This window comes from Solemya velesiana gill symbiont (assembly GCF_002020805.1).
Lineage (GTDB): Bacteria > Pseudomonadota > Gammaproteobacteria > Chromatiales > Chromatiaceae > Sedimenticola_A.
Genome location: NZ_MPRJ01000002.1, coordinates 37912 through 63042, shown reverse-complemented (window position 1 = coordinate 63042; position 25131 = coordinate 37912). Strand labels below are relative to the sequence as shown.

The following is a 25131-nucleotide window of genomic DNA, read 5'->3' as shown; positions in this document are numbered from 1 at the left end:
TCCAGCGATTGCGGCCGTTTGTCTCTTGGAAATCAGGCCGTATTGAAAGCGGCTGGTACAATAGAGCTCAAATAAGGGACTATTTCAACAGCCTGCTAATCGTATTTAGCGCCACGCTTGGTGGTAATGATGACAGCGCCTGCCAACGCGTCGTCACCGAACAGGTAGAAGTTTTATTGAATTAAAAAAGAAATTACTGATAGGCCAGATCACATAAAAAAACAGGTGAAATCCCCTGTTTTTATGTGGCTGTCTTGGTCATGAATTCCGATGGGCAAGATTAAAATCACGTCGTTGTGACTATTTCGGCTTGGCTGCACCAGGACAATCGACCTGACAATGTTTGTACTCTTTATTTTTGTAGAGTCTCAGCGCCGTCAGGCATCCCCCCCAGAGGCACCCGGTATCCAGTGCCCAGATATTCTCTTCATGAAGATAGCCAAGGGTGGACCAGTGGCCGAACAGGATATGGTCGTTACGGCTCCTGCGGTTGGGCATTTCGAACCACGGCATCAGACCAGGGCCCTGGGATCCAGGCGGTCCTTTCTCCTTGAGGGCCATGTTGCCTTCGCTGTCGCAGTAGCGAAGGCGGGTGAAGGCGTTGGTGATGAAGCGCAGACGCTCCATGCCCTTTAGGTCGTCGGACCAGCAGGCGGGTTCGTTGCCGTACATCTGGTGACAGTAGTCGTGGAAGCCATCACCTTGTAGAGCTGCTTCCAGCCCTCGGGCGCAGCGTTGGGCTGTTTCGATGTCCCACTGGGGGGGCATGCCGGCGTGGATCAGGCTGATGTTGCGCTTCTTGCTGAAGTGCATCATCGGACGGTGGCGCAGCCAGTGCAGCAGTTCGTCTCTATCCTTAGCGGAAAGAATGGCGTCCAGGGTGTGGTTCTTGCGGTTGTGCTTGAGGTTGCCTTCGGACATGGCCAGCAGGTGGAGGTCGTGGTTGCCAAGTACCGTGACGGCACGCTTGCCAAGGCTTTTTACGAAACGCAGCACCTCCAGGGAGTGGGGGCCGCGGTTGACGAGGTCCCCGGCGAACCAGAGCTTGTCCTTCCCGTAGTCGAACCTGATCTTCTCCAGCAGTCGCTGGAGTTCATCGTAGCAGCCCTGTACATCACCAATCGCGTATACTGCCATGTTGCTCTCTATGTTGCTTTGTGTGCTTGTTGTGAAAGGGTTTTCAGCTGGTGATCGTGATATCCCGCCAGCAGCAGTTGGGAGGTGATGGCGCCGACCAGGGCCAGGAACATGTCCCACTGGGTGTCCCAGTGGTCGCCCTGGGTGCCGAGAAAAGCCTCTGCGGCCTGTTCACTCACCAGTGCCGCCCACCATTCAATCATTTCGTAGAAGGCGGAAAAGGCCAGGCATATGCTGGTGACCACCAGGAAGAGCCACTTCCCCGGTTCCAGGGGGGAGCGGCGAAGCAAGATCTCCCTGGCCAGGATGGCGGGGATGAACCCCTGGGCCAGGTGGCCGATACGGTCGTAGTGGTTGCGTGATAATTCGAACGCGTCACGCAACCAGTTGAAAAGGGGAACCTCGGCATAGGTGTAGTGGCCGCCGATCATCAGAATCAGTGCATGCAGGGCGAGCAGGCGGTAGAGCAGCGGGGTCAGACGAAAATCCCGGTAGGTGGGTACCAGGATCGCAATACCGATCATCACCGGCACGGTTTCGAGGAACCAGGTGTAGCGATCCGCAACCGGATCGATGCCACTGAACAGGAGAAACAGGCTGATTGCCGCCAGGAAAATGACCGGTTCTCGTGTCTGTGATGAATTCATCTCGATCCGTTGGCTCTGTGATCAATTCAGGCTCTTGGGTATAGCCAGGGAGAAGGGAGCGATAGGGGCGTCGAAAAACTCGCCCTCCTCATTGCGCATCTGGTAGCTGCCCTCCATTGTTCCCACAGGGGTCTCAAGGGAGGTGCCGCTGGTGTAGCGAAAGCGCTCACCCGGGCGCAGGAACGGTTGTTCTCCCACTACCCCTTCGCCGTGGACCTCCTGTGTATGGCCGTTGGCGTCGGTGATGATCCAGTGCCGGGTCAGCAGTCGCGCAGAGGTCTCGCCCGTGTTGGCGATGGTAATGGTATAGGCGAAGACGTAGTGATCCTGCTCGGGGCGGGACTGGCTTTCCACGTAGGTGGTTTCAACATCGACGCTGATTTGATTGTGGCTGCTCTGTTGCATGGTCATAAGGCCTGTTAACAGGCCATAATATGGATACTGAATTGCGCGCACGTTATAGTCACCGGGGTCTAAAAGCAAGTTTCAGTTTATTGGAGAGAGGCCGATATTTCGGTTAACGGAGAATAATTCGAGGTACTCGTCCATGTGGCGTCAATTACTGCTCGGTATATTGCTAGGTGTGACAGCTGCCGCCCACGGGGCTGATCAGAATCAACAGCTGCTGATGGCGGCCAGCCAGGGCCTGGAGCGCATGGTCTCTGATCTGCTGGCCCAGGGTGCCGATGCCAATGCCAAGAATGCCAATGGTCGCCCGGTACTGGTGATGGCCGCGTTCAACGGTAACGTGCGTACCCTGCGTGCCCTGATCGGGGCGGGCGCCGACGTTAACGCCGTGGATGGCGGGGGTAATTCGGCACTGATGGAAGCAGCCGCTTTCGGGCATGTCGATGCGGTCGCGGCTCTCATCTATGCCGGCGCGGATATGAACCTGAAGAATGCAGCGGGCAGCGATGCCATGAAGCGGGCTGAACTTGGCAAACACCAGGACGTGATCAAGCTGCTGCAGGAGTCGGGCGCCGGCTCAGAATAGTTGAACTGAGAACAAGGCGACAATTCTTTAAATAGCGGTACACCTGTTCCCATCGTAACGTTCCGGCATGTGAACTGCTGCAAGGTAATTTTCCCTCCTATAGGCCATGATCTGCTTCATTCCCCTTGAGAAACATCCACGGGAGGGGGTATGTACAGAAGCTATCACCAGAGACATCGCAAACCGGATATCCTCTTTATTCTTGTGGCCGTGGTCGGTATCGCTACCGCCGTAACACTGAGTTTTCATCTGCATCTCGCAGGAGACAAGGTCCCGATCACCACCGTATTGCACCGCTGAGCGGGCCGGGACGGCTATCCGCATGGCTCGTGGGGTGGGGATGGTTTAAAATCCCCCCTTTTTCAAGAGCATTGCGGGTGCAAAGTGAGTGAAAAACTGCGCGTAGGCGTCGTAGGTGTCGGTTATCTCGGTCGTTTTCATGCATTGATCTACTCACGTATGTCAAACGTGGAGTTGGTCGGCGTGGCGGATATCAACCGGGACGTCGCGCGAAGTGTTGCGGAGGAGTGCGGCTGCGAGGCTTTTGAACTGGGCAAGGATTTGCTCGGCAAGGTGGATGCAGTCAGTATCGTCGTACCCACCACGCACCACCTGGATGAGGCTCAGCCGTTTCTCGAGAATGGCGTCCACATGCTGCTTGAGAAGCCCATAGCGGCCACAGTGGAGGAGGGTCGCGAAATCGTGCGCCTGGCCGAAGAGGCCGGGGTGGTGCTGCAGGTGGGTCATCTTGAGCGTTTCAACGCCGGGGTCATGGCGCTGGCGGATCGCATCGTACGCCCCCGCTTTATCGAAGCCCATCGTATGGGTGGCTTTGTGGCCCGGGCCACTGACGTGGATGTGGTCTCCGACCTGATGATCCACGACATCGACATCATCCTCTCACTGGTCAAATCAGAAATTACTTCGATATCCGCCGTGGGCACGCCCGTCCTCACCGCCCACGTGGATATCGCCAATGTCCGCCTGGAGTTCGCCAACGGCACTGTGGCCAATGTCATTGCCAGCCGCGTATCGGAGAAGCAGACACGCCGAATTCGCGTGTTTGAAGAGAACCGCTACGAATCCCTGGATTTTATTGCTCAGCGCATCGAAACCGCCTATCCCAAGTCGAAGCCCGGCGAAGAGTGGCCCGAGGTGGTTGTGGAGCAGTTGGAAGTGGAGCCTGTGAAGCCACTGGATGCCGAGCTTGCCGCTTTCGTCGATTGCGTGAACGAGGGCATCAAGCCACTGGTGGACGGCCATACGGGACAGGAGGCACTGGAGGTTGCCATGCGGGTCAAGGCCGAGATCATGGGGCGGCTCGACGCATGATTCCGCGGTTTTAAGGCGCTGCCGCTCTGGATGCAATGCAGCGACCCTTTCGCGCGCCGAGAAATCACTTATCATTAAACTCAAAACTCATTTACCGGCAGGACAATAACATGACAGACCAGCCCATCCAGGGTGTCCCCTACCTGAGCCTTCAGGCCGAGTTCGAATCGCTGCGCGAAGAGTGGTTCAGCAACCTCAGTGATATCGGCGCTAGCGGTGCATTCATTCTCGGACCCAATGTGCGCGCCTTCGAAGAGGAGGCTGCCGAGTATGTGGGTTCGCGTCATGCCATTGCCGTGGCCAATGGTACGGATGCTTTGGTGCTGTCTCTCAGGGCGCTGGATATCGGTCCGGGCGATGAAGTGATCACCTCGCCCTTCACCTTTTTTGCCACGGCCGAGGCGATCTCCATGGTCGGTGCGACTCCCGTGTTCGCTGATATCGATGAGGCGAGTTTCAATATTGACCCGGAGAGTGTCCGCGCCAAGGTGACACCCAATACTAGGGCGATCCTGCCGGTACACATTTTCGGTAACCCGGCGGACATGACGGCGATAAAGTCCATCGCTGAGGAGCATGGCCTTTCAGTGGTGGAAGACGGTGCCCAGGCATTTGGCGCCAGGTACGGTGCGGGTGTCGTGGGGAGCCACGGCGATACCGGCTGCTTCAGTTTCTATCCCACCAAGGTTCTGGGCTGTTACGGAGACGGGGGGTTGATCACCACAAGCAGCGATGAGATCAAGGCACGCCTGCTCAAGCTGCGCAATCATGGCGCCACGGCACCTTTTACCCACGACGAGTTGGGCTACAACAGCCGTCTCGACGAAGTGCAGGCAGCACTGCTGCGTATCAAGCTGCGGAAGTTCGAAGAGGATGTTGAGGCGCGACTTCGCGTTGCCTGCTGGTATGACGAGCGCCTCGCTGACCTGGACCTGGCGACTCCTGTTCGCCCTGGTGATGGACGTCACGCCTTCAATCTCTACACCATACGTCACCTCCGTCGGGATGCCCTGCGTGCTCACCTCAATGAGCACAAGGTGGGTAACAGCCAGTGCTATCCCCTTGGGCTGCACCTGCAGGATATCTACAAGTCCCTGGGGTATAAGCCCGGAGATCTTCCGGTGGTGGACCGCCTCTGTAACGAGACCCTCTCATTGCCGATCTTCCCTGCCATGAGCGAGGCCCAGGTGGAGAGGGTATGCCAACTGGTGGCGGAGATCTGATGCAGGTCCCGGCCGGGCATCTGCTTTATTTCGCATATGGTTCAAACATGTGCGTGCCCCGATTGCGGGCACGCGCGCCCTCCTGCCGCGTCATAGGTGCAGGCGTACTGACAGGTCACCGGCTCAGTTTTCACAAGATAGGCAGGGACGGCTCTGCAAAGTGCGACGCTTTTCATACTGGCGCTCAAACAGACCTGGTCGAGGGTGTACTCTATTCCCTTGCCCACGAAGAGCGGGTAGCGCTCGATCAGGCCGAGGACCTCGGCAGGGGTTATAATGATCGCCAGGTGCAGATAGTGACGCTGGATGGCAAGGTCACTGCGCTGACCTATTGCGCCTTGCCCGAGATGATCGATGCTGACTTGCAGCCCTTCGACTGGTACAAGGACTTTGTGGTCACCGGAGCAAGGCATCATCAGCTCACGACGCACTATATCGCTTCTCTTGAAGTAATGCCCTCTGTACCGGATCCCGATCCTGTCCGCGCTGCGCAGAACAGGCGTATACTCAAAACATTGTGATTTGCCCGCCCGGGCGTAGAACATCTCTTATTTCAGCCAGAGGTATAGGGATATGGATCTGTTCGCTGACACCCCTGAACCCCCATTTTATGCCGTGATCTTTTCATCCATGCTTTCCCGGGACAGTGATGGTTACGCTAAAATGGCTGAGCACATGGTTGCCCTGGCAAGAAAGCGGCCGGGCTTTTTGGGATTTGAGTCTGCACGTGAAGATGGCTTTGGCATATCCGTCTCCTATTGGCCTGATGAAGCGTCCATTCGCCAATGGCGGGATCACCTTGATCACAGGATGGCTCAGAAAATGGGCAGGGAGAAATGGTATTCGGCCTATCGGCTCAGGGTGGCCAGGGTTGAGCGTGATAACAGGTTCGAGGCTGAATAGGGTCCTTGGAGCAGCGTGAAACCGGTTATCCAGAAAGAAACGACAGGTTGCGCTATAGCAAGTGCTGCAGCGATTGCCGGTCTGTCCTATGAAGTCGTCAAGGCGGTGGCCAATGAAATGGCTATCCGCGCGGATGATCCTTCACTGTGGTCGGAGACGGCACATGTTCGTCGTCTGTTGAACAGGCTTGGTTTTCCTTCAGAAGAGAAAGAGAAGCCGTTTACGGGCTGGGAGACTCTGCCGGATTGTGCGCTGCTTGCAATCAAGTGGCATCTGGAAAAGGGCAAGCCATTTTGGCACAGGGTGGTTTTCATACGTGAAGACGGGCGGCAGTATGTGCTCGACTCAAAGGCGACGCTCAAGAACAAGGTGCGGACCGATTTTGGCAGGATGAAGCCAAAGTGGTTTATCGAAGTTGAAGCCAGCAGCTAGACTCTCGGGCGTCAGGGTGGGCGTGCCCGGTTTGCGAAGTCAGGTTTTTTTGCTGGCCCTGGCCAGTAACAGCGCTGACTCGATGGCAGCTTTGAGGCTGCCGGTTTCAGCATTGCCTGTGCCCGCAAGATCCAGCGCCGTGCCGTGGTCCACGGATGTGCGGATGATGGGCAGGCCGAGGGTAATGTTGACCGCATGGCCAAAGCCCAGGTGTTTGAGCACCGGTAAACCCTGGTCGTGATACATGGCCAGTACTGCATCCGCCTGTTCCAGGTAGCGGGGTGTGAACAGGGTGTCCGCCGGCAACGGGCCGTTCAGCGTCATGCCTTCCCCTCTGAGCATTTCAAGGACGGGCTCGATGGTCTCGATCTCTTCCCTGCCAAGATGACCTCCCTCGCCGGCGTGGGGGTTGAGTCCACAGACCAGTATGTTTGGGCGGTCGATGCCGAAACGGTTTGTAAGGTCTCGGTGCAGAATGCGTATCACCTCTTCCAGGGAGTCCCGGGTGATGGCGGCGCTCACATCCTTCAGGGGCAGGTGGGTTGTGGCCAGCGCGACGCGTAGCTCCGGGCAGGCCAGCATCATTACCGGACGGCCTCCGCCGGTCAATTCCGCCAGAAGTTCGGTGTGGCCGGTGAAGGGGAGTCCGGCTTCGTTGATAATGCCTTTGTGTACCGGGCCGGTGACCAGGGCGGCAAACAGGCCGTCGACGCAGCCCTTGGTGGCGACCTCCAGGGTCTTGACCACATAGCCGGCGTTGGCACTGTTCAATGCGCCAGGCCTTGCCGGTTGCTCCATCTCGACAGGCATTACGCTGATGGTGCCCGCTTCGTGATGTACCACGGGGTTGGCCGGGTCAAACAGGCGGATTGCCAGGGGCAGTTTCAGCTGCTCGGCCCGCTGGGTCAGTAAACCGGGATCGCAGACGGCGACCAGGGATGCCTCCCGTGGCTGCTGTACGTACTGGACAAGCAGGTCGGGGCCTATACCGGTGGGCTCACCCGGGGTGACGGCTAACAGTGGATCCTGTGGCATCGGGCAGACTCTGTAGTGGTTGAATCAGTGTTCTTTGTACTACAGATCTTCCAGGCGAATGTCGACGTAGGCCTCATCTCTGAGACGCCGCAGGTAGAGTTCGGTCTCTTCTGACATCTTGCGCTTCTGGATCGCTTTACGGGCTTCGGCTTTCTGCACTTCCCTGGTGCTGTCGTGCTGCCTGCGATCGAGCACTTCGGCAAGGTGCCAGCCGAATTCTGTGCGGAAGGGTTCGCTGACCTGCTTGGGAGGCAGCTTGTTGATCTCCTCTTCAAAGCGCGGCAGCAGGTCTCCCGGGGAGGTCCAGCCCAGGTCCCCACCCTTGATGGCGGAAGATTTGTCATCGGAGTGGGAGCGGGCCAAGGCGGCGAAATCGTCACCGCCGTCTATGCGCTGCTTGAGTTGTTCCAGGCGAATGCGTGCGTTCTGGTCCGAGGTGATCTCGTTGGTGTTGATGAGAATGTGGCGCACGTGGGACTGCTCGATGATGTGCCTGTCTCCGCCCTTGTAGTCTTCGAGCTTGATGATGTGATAGCCGCTCGGGGTGCGGATGGGATCGCTTATCTCACCCTTCTCCATTGTTTGTACCCGGTCGACGAACAGGGTCGGTAGCTGGTTGGCGGGCCGCCACCCCAGGTCCCCTCCCTCCAGGGCCTGCCTGCCGTCTGACTCGGTGAGGGCCAGGGTGCGGAAGTCGTTGCCGCTTCGCAGTTGTTGCACGAGTCCCGCTGCCTTATTCCTGGCGCTGCCAAGTTGTTCAGCAGATGCGCCTTCAGGGGTCGATATCAGAATATGGAACAGGCGATAGGCTGAGCGCTCTGAGAGTGTGCTGCCCAGGCGGGCGATAAAGGCGGCCACTTCCTGGTCGGTGATGCGGATGCGGCGGCGGATCTCCTGTTCCCGCAAACGGCGTATGATCATTTCATTGCGCACACCTTCGCGATAGCTGGCAAAGCTGATGCCACCCTGCTCTAGGACCTGGCGAAACTCACGCAGGGTAAGATCGTTGTTGCGGGCAATGTTGCCCACTGTCTGGGCCAGTAAATCTTCACCTATGGTAATGCCGGCCCGTTCTGCGGCGGCCAGTTGCAACTTCTTGAGGATCAGTCGCTCCAGCACCTGGCGCTCGAGAACATTGCGAGGTGGCAGTTTGGTGGTTTGTTGCCTGAGCTGGGAGACGATAGTTGCGAACTCCCGTTCCAGTTCACTCTTTACTACCACGTCGTCGTCGACAACGGCCACGATGCGGTCAACGGCCTCAACCTGGGCGGCAAATGGGGTTTGAAAAACGGAGAAGAGCGCAAGGCCCAGGAGCATGGCTCCCAGGCCGGATTTGAACAATCGAAAGGTCATGAATAGTGTCTAGCTGTCAGTTGTCTGCCTGGTAGCCGAGGATACCACGTTCCAGGAATTCGTCGATCTTTTCGCCAAAACCGGTCAGGCCCTTGAGTTCCAGCTGCAGAAAGATACCGAGATCCGGCTCTTCATCGGCGTCGGTGCGGTGTTGCCTGAGCACGACGCGGGTATTCCAGCAGCAGCTGTCGTACTCGAGACCACCGAATACCTCCATGGTGGTGTTGTCCCGCAGGGAGTAGTTCCAGCGGCCGACCAGGTGGGTGTGGCTGCCCACGGCCCAGCGCGCGGAGAGGTCGGTTTGCTCGATTAGGTCCTCGCTGAAGCGGTAGGCGAAATTGAAAATACGCTCATTTTCATCATTGTAATGAAATGAAAGGGCGCTCTTCTCCACCTCTTCATCGTTGTGCGGATTCCACTGTACAGCAGCCCGTGCGCGCCAATTCTGCCCCAGCTTGGTGTCCACCTCGGCTACCAGCGCAGAACTGTCATCGGTCTGTGTCGGGCCGGAGAGCTGCACTTCCCGGTCGCGGAAGTAGTAGATCTGCCCGATGCTTGCACGGAACAGCTCTTCGCCACTCTCGTCACTGAACTGGCGGCTGGTCAGGGCCAGGGTCAGTTGGTTGGCGTCGCCAACCCGGTCAGAGCCACTGAAGCGGTTCTCCCGAAACAGGCTGGCAAAGCTGAAGTCGTACTCGGATGTGTCGAAGTCGGGTAGGCTGCTCTGGTCCTCTTCGGGGGTATAGAGGTAGAAGAGTCGGGGCTCCAGTGTCTGGATGGTGGCATTGCCAAACCAGCTGGTTGTGCGTTCATAGAACAGGCCGCCATCCAGGCTGAAGGTGGGCAGGGTGCGGCTGGGGATGTCATTCGGGCCGGTGTGGTCTTCCAGGCTGTAGCTCGTGTAGCGTGCACTGAGCTTAGGTGTCAGGTAGCCCCAGGGTCTGCGCATGGGCAGGCTGATGCCGGGCTGGAGATCGAGGCGCGAACCGTGCACAGCGTCGGACTTGTCGAAATAGACATACTCCGCATGGAGGTGATACGTCAGGCCTGCCGCCTGGTTTGGCTTGTCCAGTTCGATCAGCAGTTGTGGCAGCTTTGCGTATGGCTTGGGGTCGTCTCCCACGATCTGGTAGTCATGTAGCCGGAGTCTCGCAAACCACCCATCACCGTTGTACTTGAGGTCACCCCTGCGCTCCAGTTTTTTCTGGCTGCTTACCGCCAGGCTCTTGCCCAGGTCATTTAAATACTCGTCATCGGAAACGTGGTTGATATCCACGTCAAAGCTCCAGTGGTCTGCCGGGGCTCCCTTGGCCTGGTAGGAGAATGATCCTCTGTTTTCGTCGATGCCGGGAGACACATTCTGATCGCCAGGCAGAATCTCTGCCTTGATCTCACCCTCGTGCCATTCGGCCAGGTATCTGAACTCCCCACCCAACATCAGGCCGCGGTCGGTCATGATACGGGGTGTGAGGGTGGCATCCATGTTGGGTGCGATGTTGAAGTAGTAGGGTATTTCCACATCCAGGCCGGTCTTGTCGCCGTAACCTGCGGAGGGGATCAGGAAGCCCGATTTTCTTCGGTTGTCCACCGGGAAGGTGATGGTGGGGACGTAGAACAGGGGGACTCCCTTGGAAGTGAGTTTCGCATCCTTCGCGCTGCCAACGCCGGTGGCCTTGTCTACGTGGAGCTCTTCCGCCTCGATCAGCCAGTCACTGTTGCCGGGACGGCAGGTGGTGTAGTTGACCTGTTGGAAATGGGAGCGGTCGCTGTTCTCGAGCTGTGCCAGTTTTGCACTGCCGCGGGCGCTCTTGTCCAGGAGCCTGTACTCCAGCTCTTCGATTTCACCTGAGTGTTCTTCGAGCTGCATGGTCGCTTTTTGTCCCGTAATTCGCAGACCGGGTTGCTCGAAGTAGATGCCTTCCTTCGCTTCCAGGGTATCGCTGGTCTTGTCGTAGCGGATGTGCTCCGCCTCAACCAGCTGATCCCCTTCTCGTACCACGACATTGCCGGTGAAGATTGCGATTTCGTTGTCGCGCTGGAACTCAAGTCCGTCGGCGCTCGCGTGGGTCAGGTTGTCTGGCAGGGGTGAGAGTGGCGGTACGTCGAAGCCCTTGTCAGGGGAGCACTGCTCCCAGTTCAGACCCTGGTCGATGCGTGGGATGCCTTGCTGGCTGAGCGGGCGGGAATCGACGGCTGCAACCTCAGCCTGGGCTGGTGGTTCTGCAGTGACCTGGCCGGGTGCGGCCTCTTCTCTTGCTTCTTCAGGTGCCTGTTCCGGCGCCGGTTCGCTCTCGACAGCTTCTGCTATTTGGGGTGCCTCTTCAACCGCCGGCTCCGGTTCAGGCGCTTCTTTTGTCTCGACCCGGTCTTCGGCAGGGGCGGTTTCCTGGGCGGTCTGGGGCTGCGCTACGGGTTGCCGTTCTGCCGGCTCAGGCTCAGGTGCCGGTTCGGGCTTGGGTGGTTCGTCTGCCAGCTGCTGTTCCGGCTGGGGTATTTCAGCCTCACGGACCGACTCTTTGGCCGATTCAGGTTCGGTTGCCGGTTCCCGTGTCTCTGTAACAGCAGGTTCAGCAGCAGGTGCGAGGGCTGCCGGCTCGGGTGGTACCCAAACCCCTTCCTTGAAGCAGTCCCATCCCCCATCGGGGCTGGGTCGACAATCCCACTGGGGGGCAGCTTCGACGCCGGGCGCCAGCAGCAGGCTGCTGATGGCGATGGGCAGAATCCTTCTTTTACCTGGCACGGCAACTCTCTGGTTATTCGTTATTTTGGCCTGTTAGGGCGGATCGAGGGCGCCACTGCAGTACTATTCTCTCCCCGCTGCAGGGGGCAACTCATTGTTAACCCGGTACATGTAGGCTGCCGGGTTGATGTTATTTTCCCTGCCATTGGCGGGAAGCGCATAAAATCGCATAGAATCGCCATTTCTTCAATGGTGAACCGTCGATAAAGGTCGCCGGAACCGACATAGAAACAGAGTCTGAATGGTGCTCATCAATGCCTGAACGTATGCGTGCCCTGGAGGTGTGGCTATCCAGCTCGGTGGGGTTGGAGGCGTTCGATCTGGCGCCCGCCTCGGCAGATGCCAGCTTTCGCCGCTATTTTCGAGTGACTCTGCCTGGAGGGCAGAACTATGTCGCCATGGATGCGCCTCCAGAGCAGGAGGATTGCCGGCCTTATGTCGCTATGGCGAGGCAGCTCGAGGCGCTCGGGGTGCATGTGCCGAAGATACACGCAGAGAACCTGGAGCAGGGTTTTCTGCTGCTTGAGGATTTCGGTTCGCTTCACTATCTGGACGCACTGGACGAGGCGTCGATGGGCAGGCTCTATGGCGATGCTCTTGACTCGCTGGCAATCATCCAGGCACGGGGTCCCCGGGAAGGTCTGCCCAGTTACGACGAGCCCATGCTGCGCAGGGAGATGGCGCTGTTTCCGGAGTGGCTGCTGGAGAAGCAATTGGCTATCGTTCTGGATACAGGTGAACAGGCGCTGCTTGATGCTGCATTCGATCTGCTGGTGGACAACGCCTTGGAGCAGCCGCAGGTGTGCGTTCACCGCGACTACCACTCACGCAACCTGCTTGTAACCGCTGAGCGCAATCCAGGCGTGCTTGATTTTCAGGATGCCGTGGTGGGTCCCGTTACCTACGACCTCGCTTCGCTGTTGAGAGACTGCTACATAAGCTGGCCCAGGGAGCGGGTGGAGGCCTGGGCCATGGATTGTTTTGCCCTTGCCGTACAGTCTGGGGTGTTGCGGCAGGAGCATGAGGCCCGTTTCATACGCTGGTTCGATCTGATGGGTATGCAGCGTCACCTTAAGGCCAGCGGTATCTTCGCCAGGCTCAATCAGCGGGATGGAAAACCGGGTTACCTCAAGGATATTCCCCGGACACTGGGTTACGTGGTTGAGGTGGCCGGTCGCTATCCGGAGCTGAATTGCTTTGGTGAGTTATTGGCTCAGCGGGTGATACCGCGGGTTGAAGCATTTGCAGGGTAGGAGCCCGGTTCCCCGGGTGATATTGTCATGCGCTTTCTTTTCGCCCGGGTGGGGGCGGGCTCCTACGGGTATGGATTTAGTGCACTCACCGCATCAGCGGATAGGCGGCTTGATGCTCCAAACCTTCTCTGCATACTCCTGGACCGTACGGTCGCAGGAGAAGTGGCTCATGTTGGCTGTATTGAGGATGGCCGCCTTTGCCCAGGCCTTTTGATCACGGTAAAGGGCGCACATTTGCGCATCGCTCTCCATGTATGAGTGGTAGTCCGCAAGTACCATGAAGTGGTCGCCCTTGTGGAGCAGGTTGTCGACAATGGTGTGGTAACGTTTCGGCTCTTCCGGTGAGAAGTAACCCTGTCCTATCATGTCGATGATCCGTTTCAGCTCAGGATCGCTTTCGTAAACTTGGTGGGGATCATAGCCCAGCCGGCGTTTTTTCTGGATCTCCTCTGCAGTGAGGCCGAAGGTGAAGAAGTTCTCCGGTCCGACACGCTCCCTGATCTCGATGTTGGCTCCATCCAGGGTGCCCATGGTCAGGGCGCCGTTGAGGGCCAGCTTCATGTTGCCAGTGCCCGATGCCTCCATGCCGGCGGTGGAGATCTGCTGGGACAGTTCCGCAGCGGGAATGATGTCGCATGCGGTAGAGACATCGTAGTTGGGGATGAAAACCAGCTTCAGCCGTCCGGCAACCGCAGGGTCGCTATCGATAATCGATGCCACATCGTTGATCAGCCGGATGGTCAGCTTGGCCATCTGGTAACCCGGTGCAGATTTGCCAGCCAGGATTACGGTGCGTGCAGGCGCATCGTAGTCCGGGTTTTCGCAGATCCTGAGGTAGAGGGCAATGATTCTGAGCACATTGAGCATTTGGCGCTTGTATTCGTGGATGCGCTTGATCTGTACATCGAACAGCGAGTCAGGGTCAACGGTCACTCTCATGTAGAACATGATCAGGTCGGCCAGCCTCGCCTTGTTGGCGCGCTTGGCTTCCAGGAACCGCTGTTGAAACTCGCTGTCGTCAGCAAGGGGTTGCAGCCGTTCCAGTTGCCCCAGGTCTTTGATCCACTCCGAGCCGATAGCACCACTGATCAGCTGTGACAGGATCGGGTTTGCCTCGTTGAGCCAGCGCCTTGGCGTCACGCCATTAGTGATGTTGATGAAGCGGTCGGGAAAGAACTCGTGAAAGTCCGAGAAGGTCTTCTCCTGCAGCAGGTTGCTGTGCAGTTCGGATACGCCGTTGACCTTGTGGCTGCCCACAATGGCCAGGTGGGCCATGCGTACCTTCTTGCCACCCTCTTCCTCGATCAGCGACATGCGTTGCAGCAGGGTGATGTCATCGGGGTGCAGGTGGGTAACGGTGAGCAGGAAGCGCCGGTTGATCTCGTAGATGATTTGCATGTGGCGGGGCAGCAGGCGTTCGAGCAGTCCCACGGGCCAACTCTCCAGTGCCTCGGGAAGGAGGGTGTGGTTGGTGTAGCTGAAGGTTCGTGTGGTGATGTCCCAGGCGTCACGCCACTGCAAGTGGTATTCGTCCAGCAAGAGGCGCATCAGCTCCGGGATGGAGATCGCCGGATGGGTGTCGTTGAGCTGGATGGCGATCTTCTCGGGCAAGTCCTGGAAGTCGCTGTTGATCTGCAGGAAACGGCGCAGGATGTCCTGCAAGGAAGCGCTGACGAAGAAGTACTGCTGGCGCAGGCGCAGCTCCTGGTTTTCGCTGGAGCGGTCGTCCGGGTAGAGTACCTTCGACAGGTTTTCCGAGATGGTCTTGTCCGCCACTGCCCTGATGTAGTCGCCCTGGTTGAAACACTCCAGGTCGAAGTCGTGGGAGGCCTTGGCTGACCAGAGCCGCAGGTTGTTCACGGTCTCGGTGTGAAAGCCCGGTATCGGGGTGTCGTAAGCCATGGCGAGCACCTCGTCACCCTCTATCCAGCTGTGGCGACGCTGCCCATCCGGTGCCTGGTACTCCATTACCTGGCCGCCGAAACGGACCTTGTAGACCACCTCGGGTCGGGGGAACTCCCAGGGGTTGCCGGCGGCCAGCCAGTTCTCGGGCAGCTCTATTTGCTTTCCGTCTTCAATGGCCTGGCGGAACATGCCGTACTCGTAGCGGATGCCGTAGCCGGTTCCCGGCAGGTCCAGGGTGGAGATGGAGTCCATGATGCAGGCGGCTAGCCTGCCGAGGCCGCCGTTGCCCAGTGCTGCATCGTATTCCAGTTGCTGGAGCTCCTCCAGGTCCAACCCGAGTTGCTTCAGCGCCTCTTCACAGTTCTCCCGGAAGCCGATGTTGAGCAATGCGTTATTGAGGCTGCGCCCGATCAGGAACTCCATGGAGAGGTAGTAGACCCGCTTTGCCCCTGTGCGGTAGTAGCTGCGGTGGGTCTCCATCCAGCGCTCGATCAGGCGGTCCCGCGTGATATAGGAGAGGGCCTGCAGCCAGTCGTGGGCAACCGCGGTATAGGGGTCCTTGCCGATGGTGTAGACTAGGCGGTTGTTTATCGAGAGCTGGATATCGTCGGGCTCGGTGCCGAGGTAGTCGTGCTTGAAGGTATCCGGGTCGAAATTACTCATCGCTTAGTTATGCTTCCGTGGCTTGATACTAATCGATATCGCTTCAGATTAATCGTTGGCCAGCTCTCTGGCAACGGCCCTGTAGCCGATGTCGGTACGGTAGTAGACGCCGTTCCACTGGATCTGCTCGGTCAGCAGGTAGGTATTGGATTGAGCCTCTGAAACCGACTCCCCCAGGGCGGTGGCGCAGAGTACCCGGCCACCGCTGGTGACTACCTCGCCGTTCTTCTCGGCGGTGCCTGCATGGAACACTTTGAGTCCCGGGCGCTCCTCCTGGGGTAGGCCGGTGATGATGTCCCCCTTGTTGTAGCTGCCGGGGTAACCGCCGGCTGCAAGCACCACGCCGAGTGATGGGCGTTCGTCCCAGGCAGCACTTTCCTGGTCCAGCTTGCCCTCGAGTGCAGCCAGGCAGTGTGCCACCATGTCGGATTGCATGCGAAGCATGATGGGTTGGGTCTCGGGGTCGCCGAAGCGGCAGTTGTATTCGATCACCTTTGGGGTGCCGTCGGCCATGATCATCAGTCCGGCGTAAAGGAAACCGGTATAGGGCAGGTTCTCTTCTGCCATACCGTTCACGGTGGGCATGATGACCTCGTCCATGATGCGCTGGTAAATCTCGCCGGTGATCACGGGGGCCGGGCTGTAGGCGCCCATGCCGCCGGTGTTGAGACCGGTGTCACCATTACCGGCGCGCTTGTGATCCTGGCTGGTGGCCATGGGCAGAACATGCTTGCCATCGGCCATCACGATGAAACTGGCCTCCTCGCCGTCCAGGAACTCTTCGATTACCACCCGGTGGCCCGCCTCGCCGAAGGCGTTTCCGGAGAGCATGTCACGTACTGCAGTCTCTGCCTCTTCCTCGGTCATGGCAACGATGACGCCCTTGCCTGCGGCCAGGCCGTCGGCCTTGATCACGATCGGGGCGCCTTTTTCATCGAGGTAGGCGAGGGCCTGGTGGACGTCGGTAAAGGTCTGGTATTCGGCGGTTGGGATGTCATGGCGGGCCAGGAAATCCTTGGTAAAGGATTTCGATCCCTCCAGCTGGGCGGCGCCCTGCGTGGGGCCAAAGCATTTCAAGCCGGCCTCGGTGAAGGCGTCCACCACGCCGATGACCAGGGGTGCTTCCGGTCCGACGATGGTCAGGCCGATCTCCTTCTCCTTGGCAAAGCTGATCAGGCCGTCGATGTCTTCAACGCCGATGGCCACGTTTTCAAGCTTCGGTTCCAGGGCGGTACCGGCGTTGCCGGGTGCGACATAGACGATGTCCGCGAGAGGAGATTGAGCTGCTTTCCAGGCCAGCGCATGTTCGCGCCCACCGCTGCCGATAACCAGAATGTTCATGTCTGTATGCCTTGAAAGATAGTGAGTTCTATTCCGGGCCAGCCTCGGCCGGTTTTGTCTTCGATTTGATTGTACGATGCGTGATAACGCCACGCTCGCTCTGCTCGAAAAAGCGGACGATCTTTTCCGTCTCGGGGGTCATTGTGCCACGCTTCAGTTCGGCCAGTGCCTGGCTTGTGTTGAGGTCCGAGTGATAGATGACTTTGTATGCCCGCTTGATAGCACTGCGTGCCTCGGCACGGAAGTCCGACCTTCTCAAGCCGACCACGTTGAGGCCGCAGACCCTGGCCGGGCTGCCGTCCACCATAGTGTAAGGCGGTACATCCTTCGCGATTTTCAGCACGCCGCCCAACATGGCGTTGTCGCCCACCCGGCAGAACTGGTGAATCCCCACCAGTGCGGAGATGAAAGCGCGGTCACCTACCTCCGCATGGCCACCAATGGTGGAATTGGGACCAAAGACGTTGTTGTCGCCGAAGATTATGTCGTGCCCGGCATGGAAGCCGCACATGAAGTAGTTGCCGTTGCCGACAACTGAACCCGCTTCGGTTTTTACCCCGCGGCTGAAGTTGACGCCTTCCTTGATGTGGTTATCGTCTCCGAAGGTCAGGGGGGTACTCTTCTCGGGGGTGAAGCTCAGGTCCTGAGGTTCGCAGCCGAGGGTGGCGCCGTGATAGACGCGGTTGTTCTTGCCGAGCCGGATGAGTCCGAAGATGCGTACGCCGCTTTCGATAACGCAACCTTCGCCAATGACCGCGCCGGCCTCAATGATTGAGTAGGGCCCCACCTGCACCGTGTCGTGCAGTGTTGCGCCCTCTTCTATTATTGCGGTGGGATGAATGTCGGGCATGGATTGTTATGTGGTGCCAATGGTCTTCAGAATGACAGGGTATTCAGAGAGAAACCCGGAGATCACAAAGCGGTCGAGAGCGCATTTTCTTTGTGAACCCGGTGTTCCTGTGCAGTCATTTTTGATCAGTGGCGGAAGTGGCGCATGCCGGTGAATACCATGGCGATGTCATGTTCATCGGCGGCGGCGATCACCTCTTCATCACGCATGGAGCCTCCGGGCTGGATCACGGCACGGATGCCCGCTTCGGCAGCATTGTCCAGGCCGTCCCTGAAGGGGAAGAAGGCGTCGGATGCCATTACGGAGCCCGGGACTTCGAGTCCGGCATGCTCCGCCTTGATGCCGGCGATGCGTGCGGAGTTCACGCGGCTCATCTGGCCGGCACCCACACCGATGGTCATGCCATCCTTGCCGTAGACGATGGCGTTGGACTTGACGAATTTTGCCACCTGCCAGGTGAAGATGAGGTCGTTCATCTCCCGCTCGGTAGGGGTACGCTTGGTGACCACTTTGAGCTCGTTGTTGATGAGCAGGTCTGCGTCCTGCACCAGCAGGCCGCCGTTGATCCGCTTGAAGTCGAGGCGGTGGATCTGCTCGGAGGTCCATTCGCCACACTCGAGCAGGCGCACGTTCTTCTTGCTGCTCACTGCTTCGACTGCAGCGGCTGAGATCTTGGGTGCGATGATCACCTCGACAAACTGGCGGTCGACGATGGCCTGGGCGGTCTCGGCGTCGAGCTCCTGGTTGAAGGCGATGATGCCGCCGAAAGCGGATTCTGGGTCGGTGCTGTAGGCGCGGTCGTAGGCGTACAGCAGGTTGTCACCGAAGGCGACACCGCAGGGGTTGGCATGCTTTACGATGACGCAGGCCGGACCTTCGGCGAACTGCTTCACGCACTCCAGGGCCGCGTCGGTATCGGCGATGTTGTTGTATGAGAGTTCCTTGCCCTGCAGTTGGCGGGCAGTGGAAATGCAGGCCTCGGGCTGATCGCACTCCACGAAGAAGGCTGCCTTCTGGTGAGGGTTTTCGCCGTAGCGCATGGTCTGTACCTGGCGGTACTGCAGGTTGATGGTGCGCGGGAAGTCGCTCGGCTCGTCGTCCAGTCGTGCGCCCAGGTAGTTGGCGATGGCGCCGTCGTAGTTGGAAGTGTGCTCAAAGGTCTTCACGGCCAGGTCGAAGCGGGTAGCGGCGGTGACCTCGCCATTGTTCTCGAACATCTCTTCGAGGATGCGCTCGTAGTCCGTGGCATCCACCACGACGGTGACGTCGGTATGGTTCTTGGCCGCGGCACGCAGCATGGTGGGGCCGCCGATGTCGATGTTCTCGATGGCAGTCGGCAGGTCGCAATCGGGATTGGCCACGGTCTGCTCGAAGGGGTAGAGGTTGACCACGATCATATCGATGGGAGCGATGCCGTTGTCTGCCATCACCTGGTCATCGGTACCGCGTCGGCCAAGAATGCCGCAATGGATTTTCGGGTGCAGGGTTTTGACCCGGCCGTCCATCATCTCGGGGAAATCGGTGTGCTCGGATACTTCGGTGACAGGGATCGATTGCTCGGTAAGCAGGCGGGCGGTGCCTCCGGTTGAGAGGATCACGATGCCCCGTTCATGTAGTGCACGTGCAAATTCCACGATTCCGGTTTTGTCGGATACGCTGATAAGGGCTCGGGTAATGGCTGCCATATCGCTCTCTCTGGTCTCTGTTTAATACAAACGCGGCCATGAGGCCGCGCAAAACATGAATTCTGTCCAGGTGCTCAGTCCAGGCCGTAAAGGGCCAGTTTCTTGCGCAGGGTACTACGGCTTATGCCCAACACGGTGGCGGCCTTGGTCTGGTTGCCCTCGGTGTGGTGCATAACGGTTTCGAGCAGGGGTTTCTCCACCTCGGAGATGACCATCTGGTAGAGGTCGGAGGTGGTGTGGCCGTCGAGTTGACGGAAATAACTGGTCATGGCATCACGAACGCACTCGCGCAGCGGCTCTGTTGATTTGTTCTTCGAGACGGTAAAACCGATCACCTTCTCTTCGTCGATGCGCGCTGCTTCCAGTGTCATGCTACCAGCTCCTTCTTTGTCGTTATTCGTCCGAAAAACGCGGCAATCTCTGCCAGCTGTTTTTCGGCGCTATCTGTCTGATTAATTGTTTTTCTAAATGCTGCTCCGCCGGGCTGTGTCTTGCTGTACCAGGCGATGTGTTTCCTTGCTACGTACTCCCATGTACTCCCCGTAAAAGGCGTAGAGGTTCTCCAGGTGTTCGAACAGTACATCCCTGATCCAGTCCGTTTCGGGCGGCTCAAGCAGGTCTCCCGTCTCCAGGTAGTGAGCGATCTCCCTGAAGATCCAGGGGCGTCCCTGGGCCGCTCTGCCGATCATGACGGCGTCGGCCCCGCTCAGTTCCAGTACCTGCCTGGCCTTCTGCGGGTTGTCGATATCGCCGTTGGCGATAACGGGAATTCCGATGCACTGCTTGATCTGCCGGATCGTGCCATATTCCGCCTCGCCAGAGAAACCGTCGGCCCGGGTGCGGCCATGCACGGCCAGCGCCTGTATGCCGCACGCCTCTGCAATTCTGGCGATGGCTGTGCCGTTTCGGTTCTCGTGGTCCCACCCGGTGCGTATCTTCAATGTTACCGGCACTTCGGTGGCACCAACCACGGCTTCCAGTATCTCCCCTACCAGGCGCTCATTTTTCATGAGTGCCGAGCCGGCGGAAACTTTGCAAACTTTTTTTGCCGGGCAGCCCATATCGATAATCTGGGCGCCGAGGTCGACGTTGACCTTAGCTGCTTCCGCCATTGCCTTGGGATCCGCACTAAGGATCTGAACCGATATCGGTCCCGGCTCCCCTGCGAAGTCCAGTCTGCGGACTGTCTTGGTAGTGCCCCGTAAAGCAGAGTTGGCCGAAACCATCTCCGAGACCGCCATGCCTGCGCCCATCCTGCGGCAGAGCTGGCGGAACGGTCGGTCGGTGACGCCGGCCATGGGTGCAACCACCAGGTTGTTATTCAATTTATAGGGTCCGATCTGCATCCCGAGCCTGTTCCGGATCCAATTATTCACAAGGGAAGGGCGGAATATTTTACGCCGAAACCGGGAGCAGGCAAGCCCTGATTTCATAGATGAGGGAAATGTAGGGGAGTGTTATTCCTGGGCGCCTTTCCATTAAGTGGGAAAAACTTCCAGGTGATTTCTTTTAGTTGTTAATATCTGTCGATAAATGATCTCGAATGGACGTGAAGTACCTGCCAACTTCGATTTGTCCGGTAGGCGTGTCAGGGCCTGTCATCAGACCCTAGAAAAAATCGAACTGAAATCCGGTTACGCTGCTGCCCGGATCCTCCAGGGGTAGCTCGATACTCACGTTGCCTCCAGCGGCGATGACCTCCGACCGGTCGATTTTGCGGCCCATGTATTCGTCCGGTGAGAAGAGGCGTCGCGCCGTCAGGTTTTCGTTGATGTCATAGAGGCTGAGTTGAAGACGGGGGTATGGTTGGGGGTGGCGGGCCTGGTTGGTGAAGTTCATGAGCAGTATCAATGCGTTTTCCTGCTGCGGATGGCTCGCCATCATCCGGCTGATGACCTTGAATTTCCCAGGTTCGTGCTTGGGTTTCAATTCGCATCCTGCAAAATCACAAAACTGCTCAACAACGTTAAGCATGCCAGGGTAGCTTGCGAGGTGCTCACGTCCGAACCAGGCAAGCTGGAATTGTGCGACCAGTACGAGCAGTATGATCACCGCTGCCCAGCCGACAGTTCCTTTATTGCGTTTGCGCTTTACGGCTACAAGTTCGTCCAGATCCGGAGGGCTGGATTCGCTGGGTTCGATATCCGGCAGGTTGTCGGGAACAGAGAATGGCAGCGTCTGCTCCGCTTCTTCGATCGCTTCAGGCAGTGCAGCAGTGTCCGGTTCTTCTGTATCGCCTGAAGAGGTCATCTCGGTCTCATTCAGTGCGAAGTGGGAGGGGATGGTGTCGGGTTCGTCGTAGAAGCCCTCTTCTTCTTCCGGTGAGGCCTCGTCATGGGGTTCTGAATATGGGGGCTCGGGTTCCGGTAACTCGACCATTGAGGAGGTGGCGGCCTCTTCCAGGGCAAACTGCGGGTGGGTGGAGTCAGGTTCGCCGTAGAGATTCTCTTCTTCTGAAACGGTTTCGCCCTGTTGCCCTGAATAGAGGGCGTCCGTCTCCTGGGGTTCGTCCGCAGGGGGGGGCGCTGCCTCTTCCACTGCAAACTGAGGGGAGGCGTCAGGTTCCTGTTCGAGGTTTTTCTCCGGCTCATCAAACGTCGCTTGATCCTCTTGCTCGAGGTAAGCGGCATCGATCTCCTCGCTATCGGCATCAAGTCCGGAATAGATGCTGGTGAAGCCGTCATCAGGCTCTTCTTCCGGGGCTGTTTCACACTCCTGGTTCCACTCGCTGGCCCATGGTAGCTGCTCTGCCGAGGGTTCAGCGGATTCCTGGCCGTCCTCCAGAATGTGAAAACTCAATTGGGAGTGGCCGGGGGAATCGGTGGTGTTCTCCTGTTCGCTGTCCAGGGATGGGATGGCGAGGTGTTCATCCTGGTCGTACAGTGTGAAAGCGTCGAAGCGTGGCTCCTGGTCCCTTGTCGATCCCGTCTCTTCACTCTCTTCATCGCCAAGCTCAGCAAGGTAGCCACTGAACACGGTGGGTGTCTCGGCAGTTGGCTCATCGCCATTCAGGGGTTGAGCGTGCGGGGTGGTGTCCGTGTCTGGCGTTGGAGGCGAATTTACAGCCACCTCGTCATGGGGTGCGAAGCTGTCGGTTTGCAGCTCCTCCAGCAGCCGCGAAAGGCTGTCGGTCACGTCTCTGTGTGGGAGAGGGAGGGGGGCGTCGTCTTTCGTTGGGTGGGATAACGTTGCACCGCTATCCCTCAGGTTACCAAGGGCATTGAAGACGTTGTCGCAATGACAGCAGTGCGCCTGTCCATTTGCAGCGCGCAACTGCTCAGCGCTGATTCTGAAAACCGTTTGGCAGTGTGGGCATTGTGTATGCACGGCGTAAAGGTATCAGGCGTTTCCTAGTTTTCTTTTCTAACGCCTTCCAGCAGAACCCAATCCTTGAGCTGTTCCGGCGGGTTGAGCTGGAAGTGTGTGCTGTAGGCTGCGCTCACATCTGCAGCCTGCTCTGCGAGTATACCCGATAGTGCAAGCCTGCCGCAGGGCTTGAGGTGGTCTGCCAATATGGGTTCGAGAGAGATCAATGCGCCTGCCAGAATATTGGCCAACAGTATGTCTGCCTTCAGCTCGGGGGCCTCTGTGTTGCTGTAGATCTCGAGTTCATCCAGTACGCCGTTCTTCTCGGCGTTGGCGCGAGTGGCTTCCAGGGCTTGGGGGTCATGATCAATCGCGATGGCCTTCCGGGCACCGAGGCGCAGGGCGGCAACCGCCAGGATGCCGGAGCCGCAACCGAAGTCGATAACGGTGGCCTCTTGTAGCGGTTGCTTGTCCAGTCACTTGAGACAGAGTGCAGTGGTTGGGTGGGTGCCTGTTCCAAAGGCCAGTCCCGGATCCAGTTCGACGACTATCGCCTCCCGGTCATCGGGCAGTTGTCCATTGGGACAGATCCACAACCTGTCCCCAAAGCGCATGGGGTGAAATGCATCCAGCCAGGCCCGTTCCCACTCCTGGTCCTTGAGTGTCTCCAGTCGCAACCCCTGGCTCACATCATCGTTGAGTGCCTGGTTGATCGCGGTTCGCAGGTTGTCAGAGTCGGTGTCGCCACTGAACAGTCCGGTCACCCGTGTCTGCTGCCAAAGCGGTGATTCCCCCGGTTTCGGTTCCAGCAGGGGCTCGTCGGCAGCGTCGCCCAGGGTGACCGAGAGTGCGCCCAGGTTATCGAACAGCAGTTCGATGAGGGGGGCGTTCTCCTTGCCGGTGATGAGATGGGCTTGTAGCCAGGGCATAGCTCGTCCTATGGGACCGCCCCAGGCAGGAAGGCCTGGGGCGGGTGTTTGGAGTATGGATCAGATTCCCAGCATCTTTTCCAGGTAGTGGATGTTTGCGCCGCCGGCGATGAAGGCAGCGTCTTTCATGATCTGCTGGTGCAGTGGGATGTTGGTCTTGATGCCGTCGATGATCGCCTCGCTGAGCGCGGTGCGCATTCTGGCGAGGGCTGCGTCACGGGTTTCACCATGGGCGACGAGCTTGCCGATCATGGAGTCGTAGTGGGGTGGAACCCGGTAACCCGAATAGATGTGGGTGTCGACACGGATGCCTGGGCCTCCCGGTATGTGCAGGTGCTTGATATCGCCGGGGCTGGGCATGAAGTTGGTCGGGTCTTCCGCGTTGATGCGGCATTCTATGGCGTGTCCGCGAATCTCAATGTCTTCCTGCTTGTAGGAGAGTTCCATGCCGGAGGCGATACGCAGTTGCTCCTTGACGATGTCGACACCGGTGATCATCTCGGTGACCGGGTGCTCAACCTGCACGCGGGTGTTCATCTCGATGAAGTAGAACTCGCCGTTCTCGTACAGGAACTCGAAGGTGCCTGCGCCACGGTAGCCGATCTGCCTGCAGGCTTCGGCGCAACGTTCGCCGATCTTGCTGCGGAGCTCTTCAGTGATGCCGGGCGCCGGGGCCTCTTCCACCACCTTCTGGTGGCGGCGCTGCATGGAGCAGTCACGTTCGCCCAGGTGAATGGCGTTGCCGTGTGTGTCAGCCAGTACCTGGAACTCAACGTGGCGCGGGTTCTCCAGGAACTTCTCCATGTAAACGGTATCGTTGCCAAAAGCTGCGCCGGCTTCTGCCTTGGTCAGGGATATTGCGTTGAGCAATGCGGCTTCGGAGTTGACCACGCGCATGCCACGACCGCCACCACCACCGGCAGCCTTGACGATTACCGGGTAGCCGATTTCGCGGGCCAGCTTTATGGTGCGCTCATTGTCTTCGTCGAGGGGACCGTCGGAGCCGGGTACACAGGGTACGCCGGCAGCCTTCATGGCTTCGATGGCGGTGATTTTGTCGCCCATGAGGCGAATGGTGTCCGACTTTGGGCCGATGAAGGTGAAGCCGCTCTCTTCCACGCGTTCTGCGAAGTCGGCATTCTCTGACAGAAAGCCGTAACCGGGATGGATACCCACGGCATCGGTTACTTCGGCAGCGCTGATAATGGATGGGATCTGCAGGTAGCTGTCCGCTGATGGCGCAGGTCCAATGCAGACCGATTCGTCTGCAAGGCGTACATGCTTCAGGTCACGATCCGCCTCAGAGTGTACGGCGACAGTCTTGATGCCGAGTTCACGGCAGGCGCGCAGGATGCGCAGGGCGATCTCACCCCGGTTGGCAATGACGATTTTTTCAATCATGG

The 25131-nt window shown here is 58.4% G+C and carries 22 protein-coding genes and 3 pseudogenes; 9 read left to right on the top strand and 16 right to left on the bottom strand.

Going from position 1 to position 25131, the window contains the following annotated elements; translation table 11 throughout:
- Positions 1 to 185 (top strand): hypothetical protein (locus BOW53_RS12890; RefSeq protein WP_216641075.1); only part of this gene is annotated, 185 nt, incomplete at its 5' end.
- Between the two features lie 115 nt (positions 186 to 300).
- Here BOW53_RS12890 and BOW53_RS00755 read toward each other — a convergent pair.
- Genes BOW53_RS00755 through apaG form a run of 3 tightly spaced genes read right to left on the bottom strand, consistent with a single transcriptional unit; the run spans position 301 to position 2195 of the window.
- Complete coding sequence (locus BOW53_RS00755; protein ID WP_078485622.1) at positions 301 to 1137, bottom strand: symmetrical bis(5'-nucleosyl)-tetraphosphatase; 837 nt, start codon at positions 1135 to 1137, stop codon at positions 301 to 303.
- Positions 1138 to 1145: 8 nt separating this feature from the next.
- The gene (locus tag BOW53_RS00750) at positions 1146 to 1784 is read right to left on the bottom strand and encodes a DUF2238 domain-containing protein (RefSeq protein WP_078485621.1); all 639 of its coding nucleotides are present in this window, start codon (positions 1782 to 1784) and stop codon (positions 1146 to 1148) included.
- A gap of 21 nt (positions 1785 to 1805) precedes the next feature.
- Positions 1806 to 2195: a Co2+/Mg2+ efflux protein ApaG gene (gene apaG / locus BOW53_RS00745; RefSeq protein ID WP_078485620.1), complete on the bottom strand. Its 390-nt coding sequence runs from the start codon at positions 2193 to 2195 to the stop codon at positions 1806 to 1808.
- Between the two features lie 136 nt (positions 2196 to 2331).
- On the opposite strand from apaG, the gene BOW53_RS00740 reads away from it, so the two are divergent.
- The 7 genes from BOW53_RS00740 (at position 2332) to BOW53_RS00715 (ending at position 6668) form a co-directional block, all read left to right on the top strand.
- Complete coding sequence (locus tag BOW53_RS00740) at positions 2332 to 2778, top strand: ankyrin repeat domain-containing protein (RefSeq protein WP_078485619.1); 447 nt, start codon at positions 2332 to 2334, stop codon at positions 2776 to 2778.
- 150 nt (positions 2779 to 2928) lie between these two features.
- The gene (locus BOW53_RS12655; protein WP_172838713.1) at positions 2929 to 3078 is read left to right on the top strand and encodes a hypothetical protein; all 150 of its coding nucleotides are present in this window, start codon (positions 2929 to 2931) and stop codon (positions 3076 to 3078) included.
- A gap of 84 nt (positions 3079 to 3162) precedes the next feature.
- Entirely contained in the window at positions 3163 to 4110 is a 948-nt protein-coding gene (locus tag BOW53_RS00735; RefSeq protein ID WP_078485617.1) for a Gfo/Idh/MocA family protein, read from the top strand.
- A gap of 110 nt (positions 4111 to 4220) precedes the next feature.
- Entirely contained in the window at positions 4221 to 5333 is a 1113-nt protein-coding gene (locus BOW53_RS00730) for a DegT/DnrJ/EryC1/StrS family aminotransferase (protein WP_078485616.1), read from the top strand.
- Positions 5309 to 5854 (top strand): gamma-glutamylcyclotransferase family protein, encoded by a 546-nt coding sequence (locus tag BOW53_RS00725; protein WP_245831907.1) that lies wholly within the window; start codon positions 5309 to 5311, stop codon positions 5852 to 5854. Before BOW53_RS00730 ends, BOW53_RS00725 begins: the two co-directional genes overlap by 25 nt.
- A gap of 52 nt (positions 5855 to 5906) precedes the next feature.
- Positions 5907 to 6236 (top strand): antibiotic biosynthesis monooxygenase family protein, encoded by a 330-nt coding sequence (locus BOW53_RS00720; protein WP_078485614.1) that lies wholly within the window; start codon positions 5907 to 5909, stop codon positions 6234 to 6236.
- A 15-nt stretch (positions 6237 to 6251) separates the two neighbouring features.
- The gene (locus tag BOW53_RS00715) at positions 6252 to 6668 is read left to right on the top strand and encodes a hypothetical protein (RefSeq protein ID WP_078485613.1); all 417 of its coding nucleotides are present in this window, start codon (positions 6252 to 6254) and stop codon (positions 6666 to 6668) included.
- A gap of 39 nt (positions 6669 to 6707) precedes the next feature.
- Here BOW53_RS00715 and pdxA read toward each other — a convergent pair whose 3' ends face one another.
- The 3 genes from pdxA to BOW53_RS00700 are packed head-to-tail and all read right to left on the bottom strand — an operon-like array spanning position 6708 to position 11796.
- Positions 6708 to 7703 carry a 4-hydroxythreonine-4-phosphate dehydrogenase PdxA gene (gene pdxA, locus BOW53_RS00710; RefSeq protein WP_078485612.1) on the bottom strand — a complete coding sequence of 332 codons (996 nt, stop codon included), beginning with the start codon at positions 7701 to 7703 and terminating at the stop codon, positions 6708 to 6710.
- Positions 7704 to 7742: 39 nt separating this feature from the next.
- Positions 7743 to 9029: a peptidylprolyl isomerase gene (locus tag BOW53_RS00705; protein WP_078485625.1), complete on the bottom strand. Its 1287-nt coding sequence runs from the start codon at positions 9027 to 9029 to the stop codon at positions 7743 to 7745.
- Between the two features lie 43 nt (positions 9030 to 9072).
- A complete protein-coding gene (locus BOW53_RS00700) occupies positions 9073 to 11796 on the bottom strand; it encodes an LPS-assembly protein LptD (RefSeq protein ID WP_078485611.1) in 2724 nt (907 codons plus the stop codon).
- 254 nt (positions 11797 to 12050) lie between these two features.
- On the opposite strand from BOW53_RS00700, the gene BOW53_RS00695 reads away from it, so the two are divergent.
- Entirely contained in the window at positions 12051 to 13049 is a 999-nt protein-coding gene (locus BOW53_RS00695; RefSeq protein ID WP_078485610.1) for an aminoglycoside phosphotransferase family protein, read from the top strand.
- A 93-nt stretch (positions 13050 to 13142) separates the two neighbouring features.
- On the opposite strand, the gene BOW53_RS00690 is transcribed toward BOW53_RS00695, so the two are convergent.
- From BOW53_RS00690 to accC, 10 genes and pseudogenes are all read right to left on the bottom strand, one after another.
- Positions 13143 to 15617, bottom strand: a complete 2475-nt coding sequence (locus BOW53_RS00690; protein ID WP_078485609.1) for a glycogen/starch/alpha-glucan phosphorylase — start codon at positions 15615 to 15617, stop codon at positions 13143 to 13145.
- 48 nt (positions 15618 to 15665) lie between these two features.
- The gene (gene purD / locus BOW53_RS00685; protein WP_078485608.1) at positions 15666 to 16958 is read right to left on the bottom strand and encodes a phosphoribosylamine--glycine ligase; all 1293 of its coding nucleotides are present in this window, start codon (positions 16956 to 16958) and stop codon (positions 15666 to 15668) included.
- A gap of 28 nt (positions 16959 to 16986) precedes the next feature.
- On the bottom strand, positions 16987 to 17808 hold the full coding sequence (gene lpxA / locus BOW53_RS00680) for an acyl-ACP--UDP-N-acetylglucosamine O-acyltransferase (protein WP_078485607.1): 822 nt from the start codon (positions 17806 to 17808) through the stop codon (positions 16987 to 16989).
- A gap of 125 nt (positions 17809 to 17933) precedes the next feature.
- Positions 17934 to 19493 carry a bifunctional phosphoribosylaminoimidazolecarboxamide formyltransferase/IMP cyclohydrolase gene (gene purH / locus BOW53_RS00675; protein ID WP_078485606.1) on the bottom strand — a complete coding sequence of 520 codons (1560 nt, stop codon included), beginning with the start codon at positions 19491 to 19493 and terminating at the stop codon, positions 17934 to 17936.
- A gap of 74 nt (positions 19494 to 19567) precedes the next feature.
- Positions 19568 to 19864 (bottom strand): DNA-binding transcriptional regulator Fis, encoded by a 297-nt coding sequence (gene fis, locus BOW53_RS00670; protein ID WP_078485605.1) that lies wholly within the window; start codon positions 19862 to 19864, stop codon positions 19568 to 19570.
- Positions 19861 to 20839: pseudogene (gene dusB / locus BOW53_RS00665) on the bottom strand (tRNA dihydrouridine synthase DusB). Before dusB ends, fis begins: the two are co-directional and overlap by 4 nt.
- Positions 20840 to 21101: 262 nt before the next feature.
- Positions 21102 to 22628 (bottom strand): DUF3426 domain-containing protein, encoded by a 1527-nt coding sequence (locus tag BOW53_RS00660; protein ID WP_245831905.1) that lies wholly within the window; start codon positions 22626 to 22628, stop codon positions 21102 to 21104.
- A 93-nt stretch (positions 22629 to 22721) separates the two neighbouring features.
- Positions 22722 to 22820 (bottom strand): annotated as a pseudogene (locus tag BOW53_RS13765) (MJ0042-type zinc finger domain-containing protein); the annotation flags it as partial.
- Positions 22821 to 22843: 23 nt separating this feature from the next.
- Positions 22844 to 23728, bottom strand: a pseudogene (gene prmA / locus BOW53_RS00655) (50S ribosomal protein L11 methyltransferase).
- 60 nt (positions 23729 to 23788) lie between these two features.
- Positions 23789 to 25129: an acetyl-CoA carboxylase biotin carboxylase subunit gene (accC, locus tag BOW53_RS00650; RefSeq protein ID WP_078485603.1), complete on the bottom strand. Its 1341-nt coding sequence runs from the start codon at positions 25127 to 25129 to the stop codon at positions 23789 to 23791.
- Positions 25130 to 25131 lie beyond the last annotated feature (2 nt).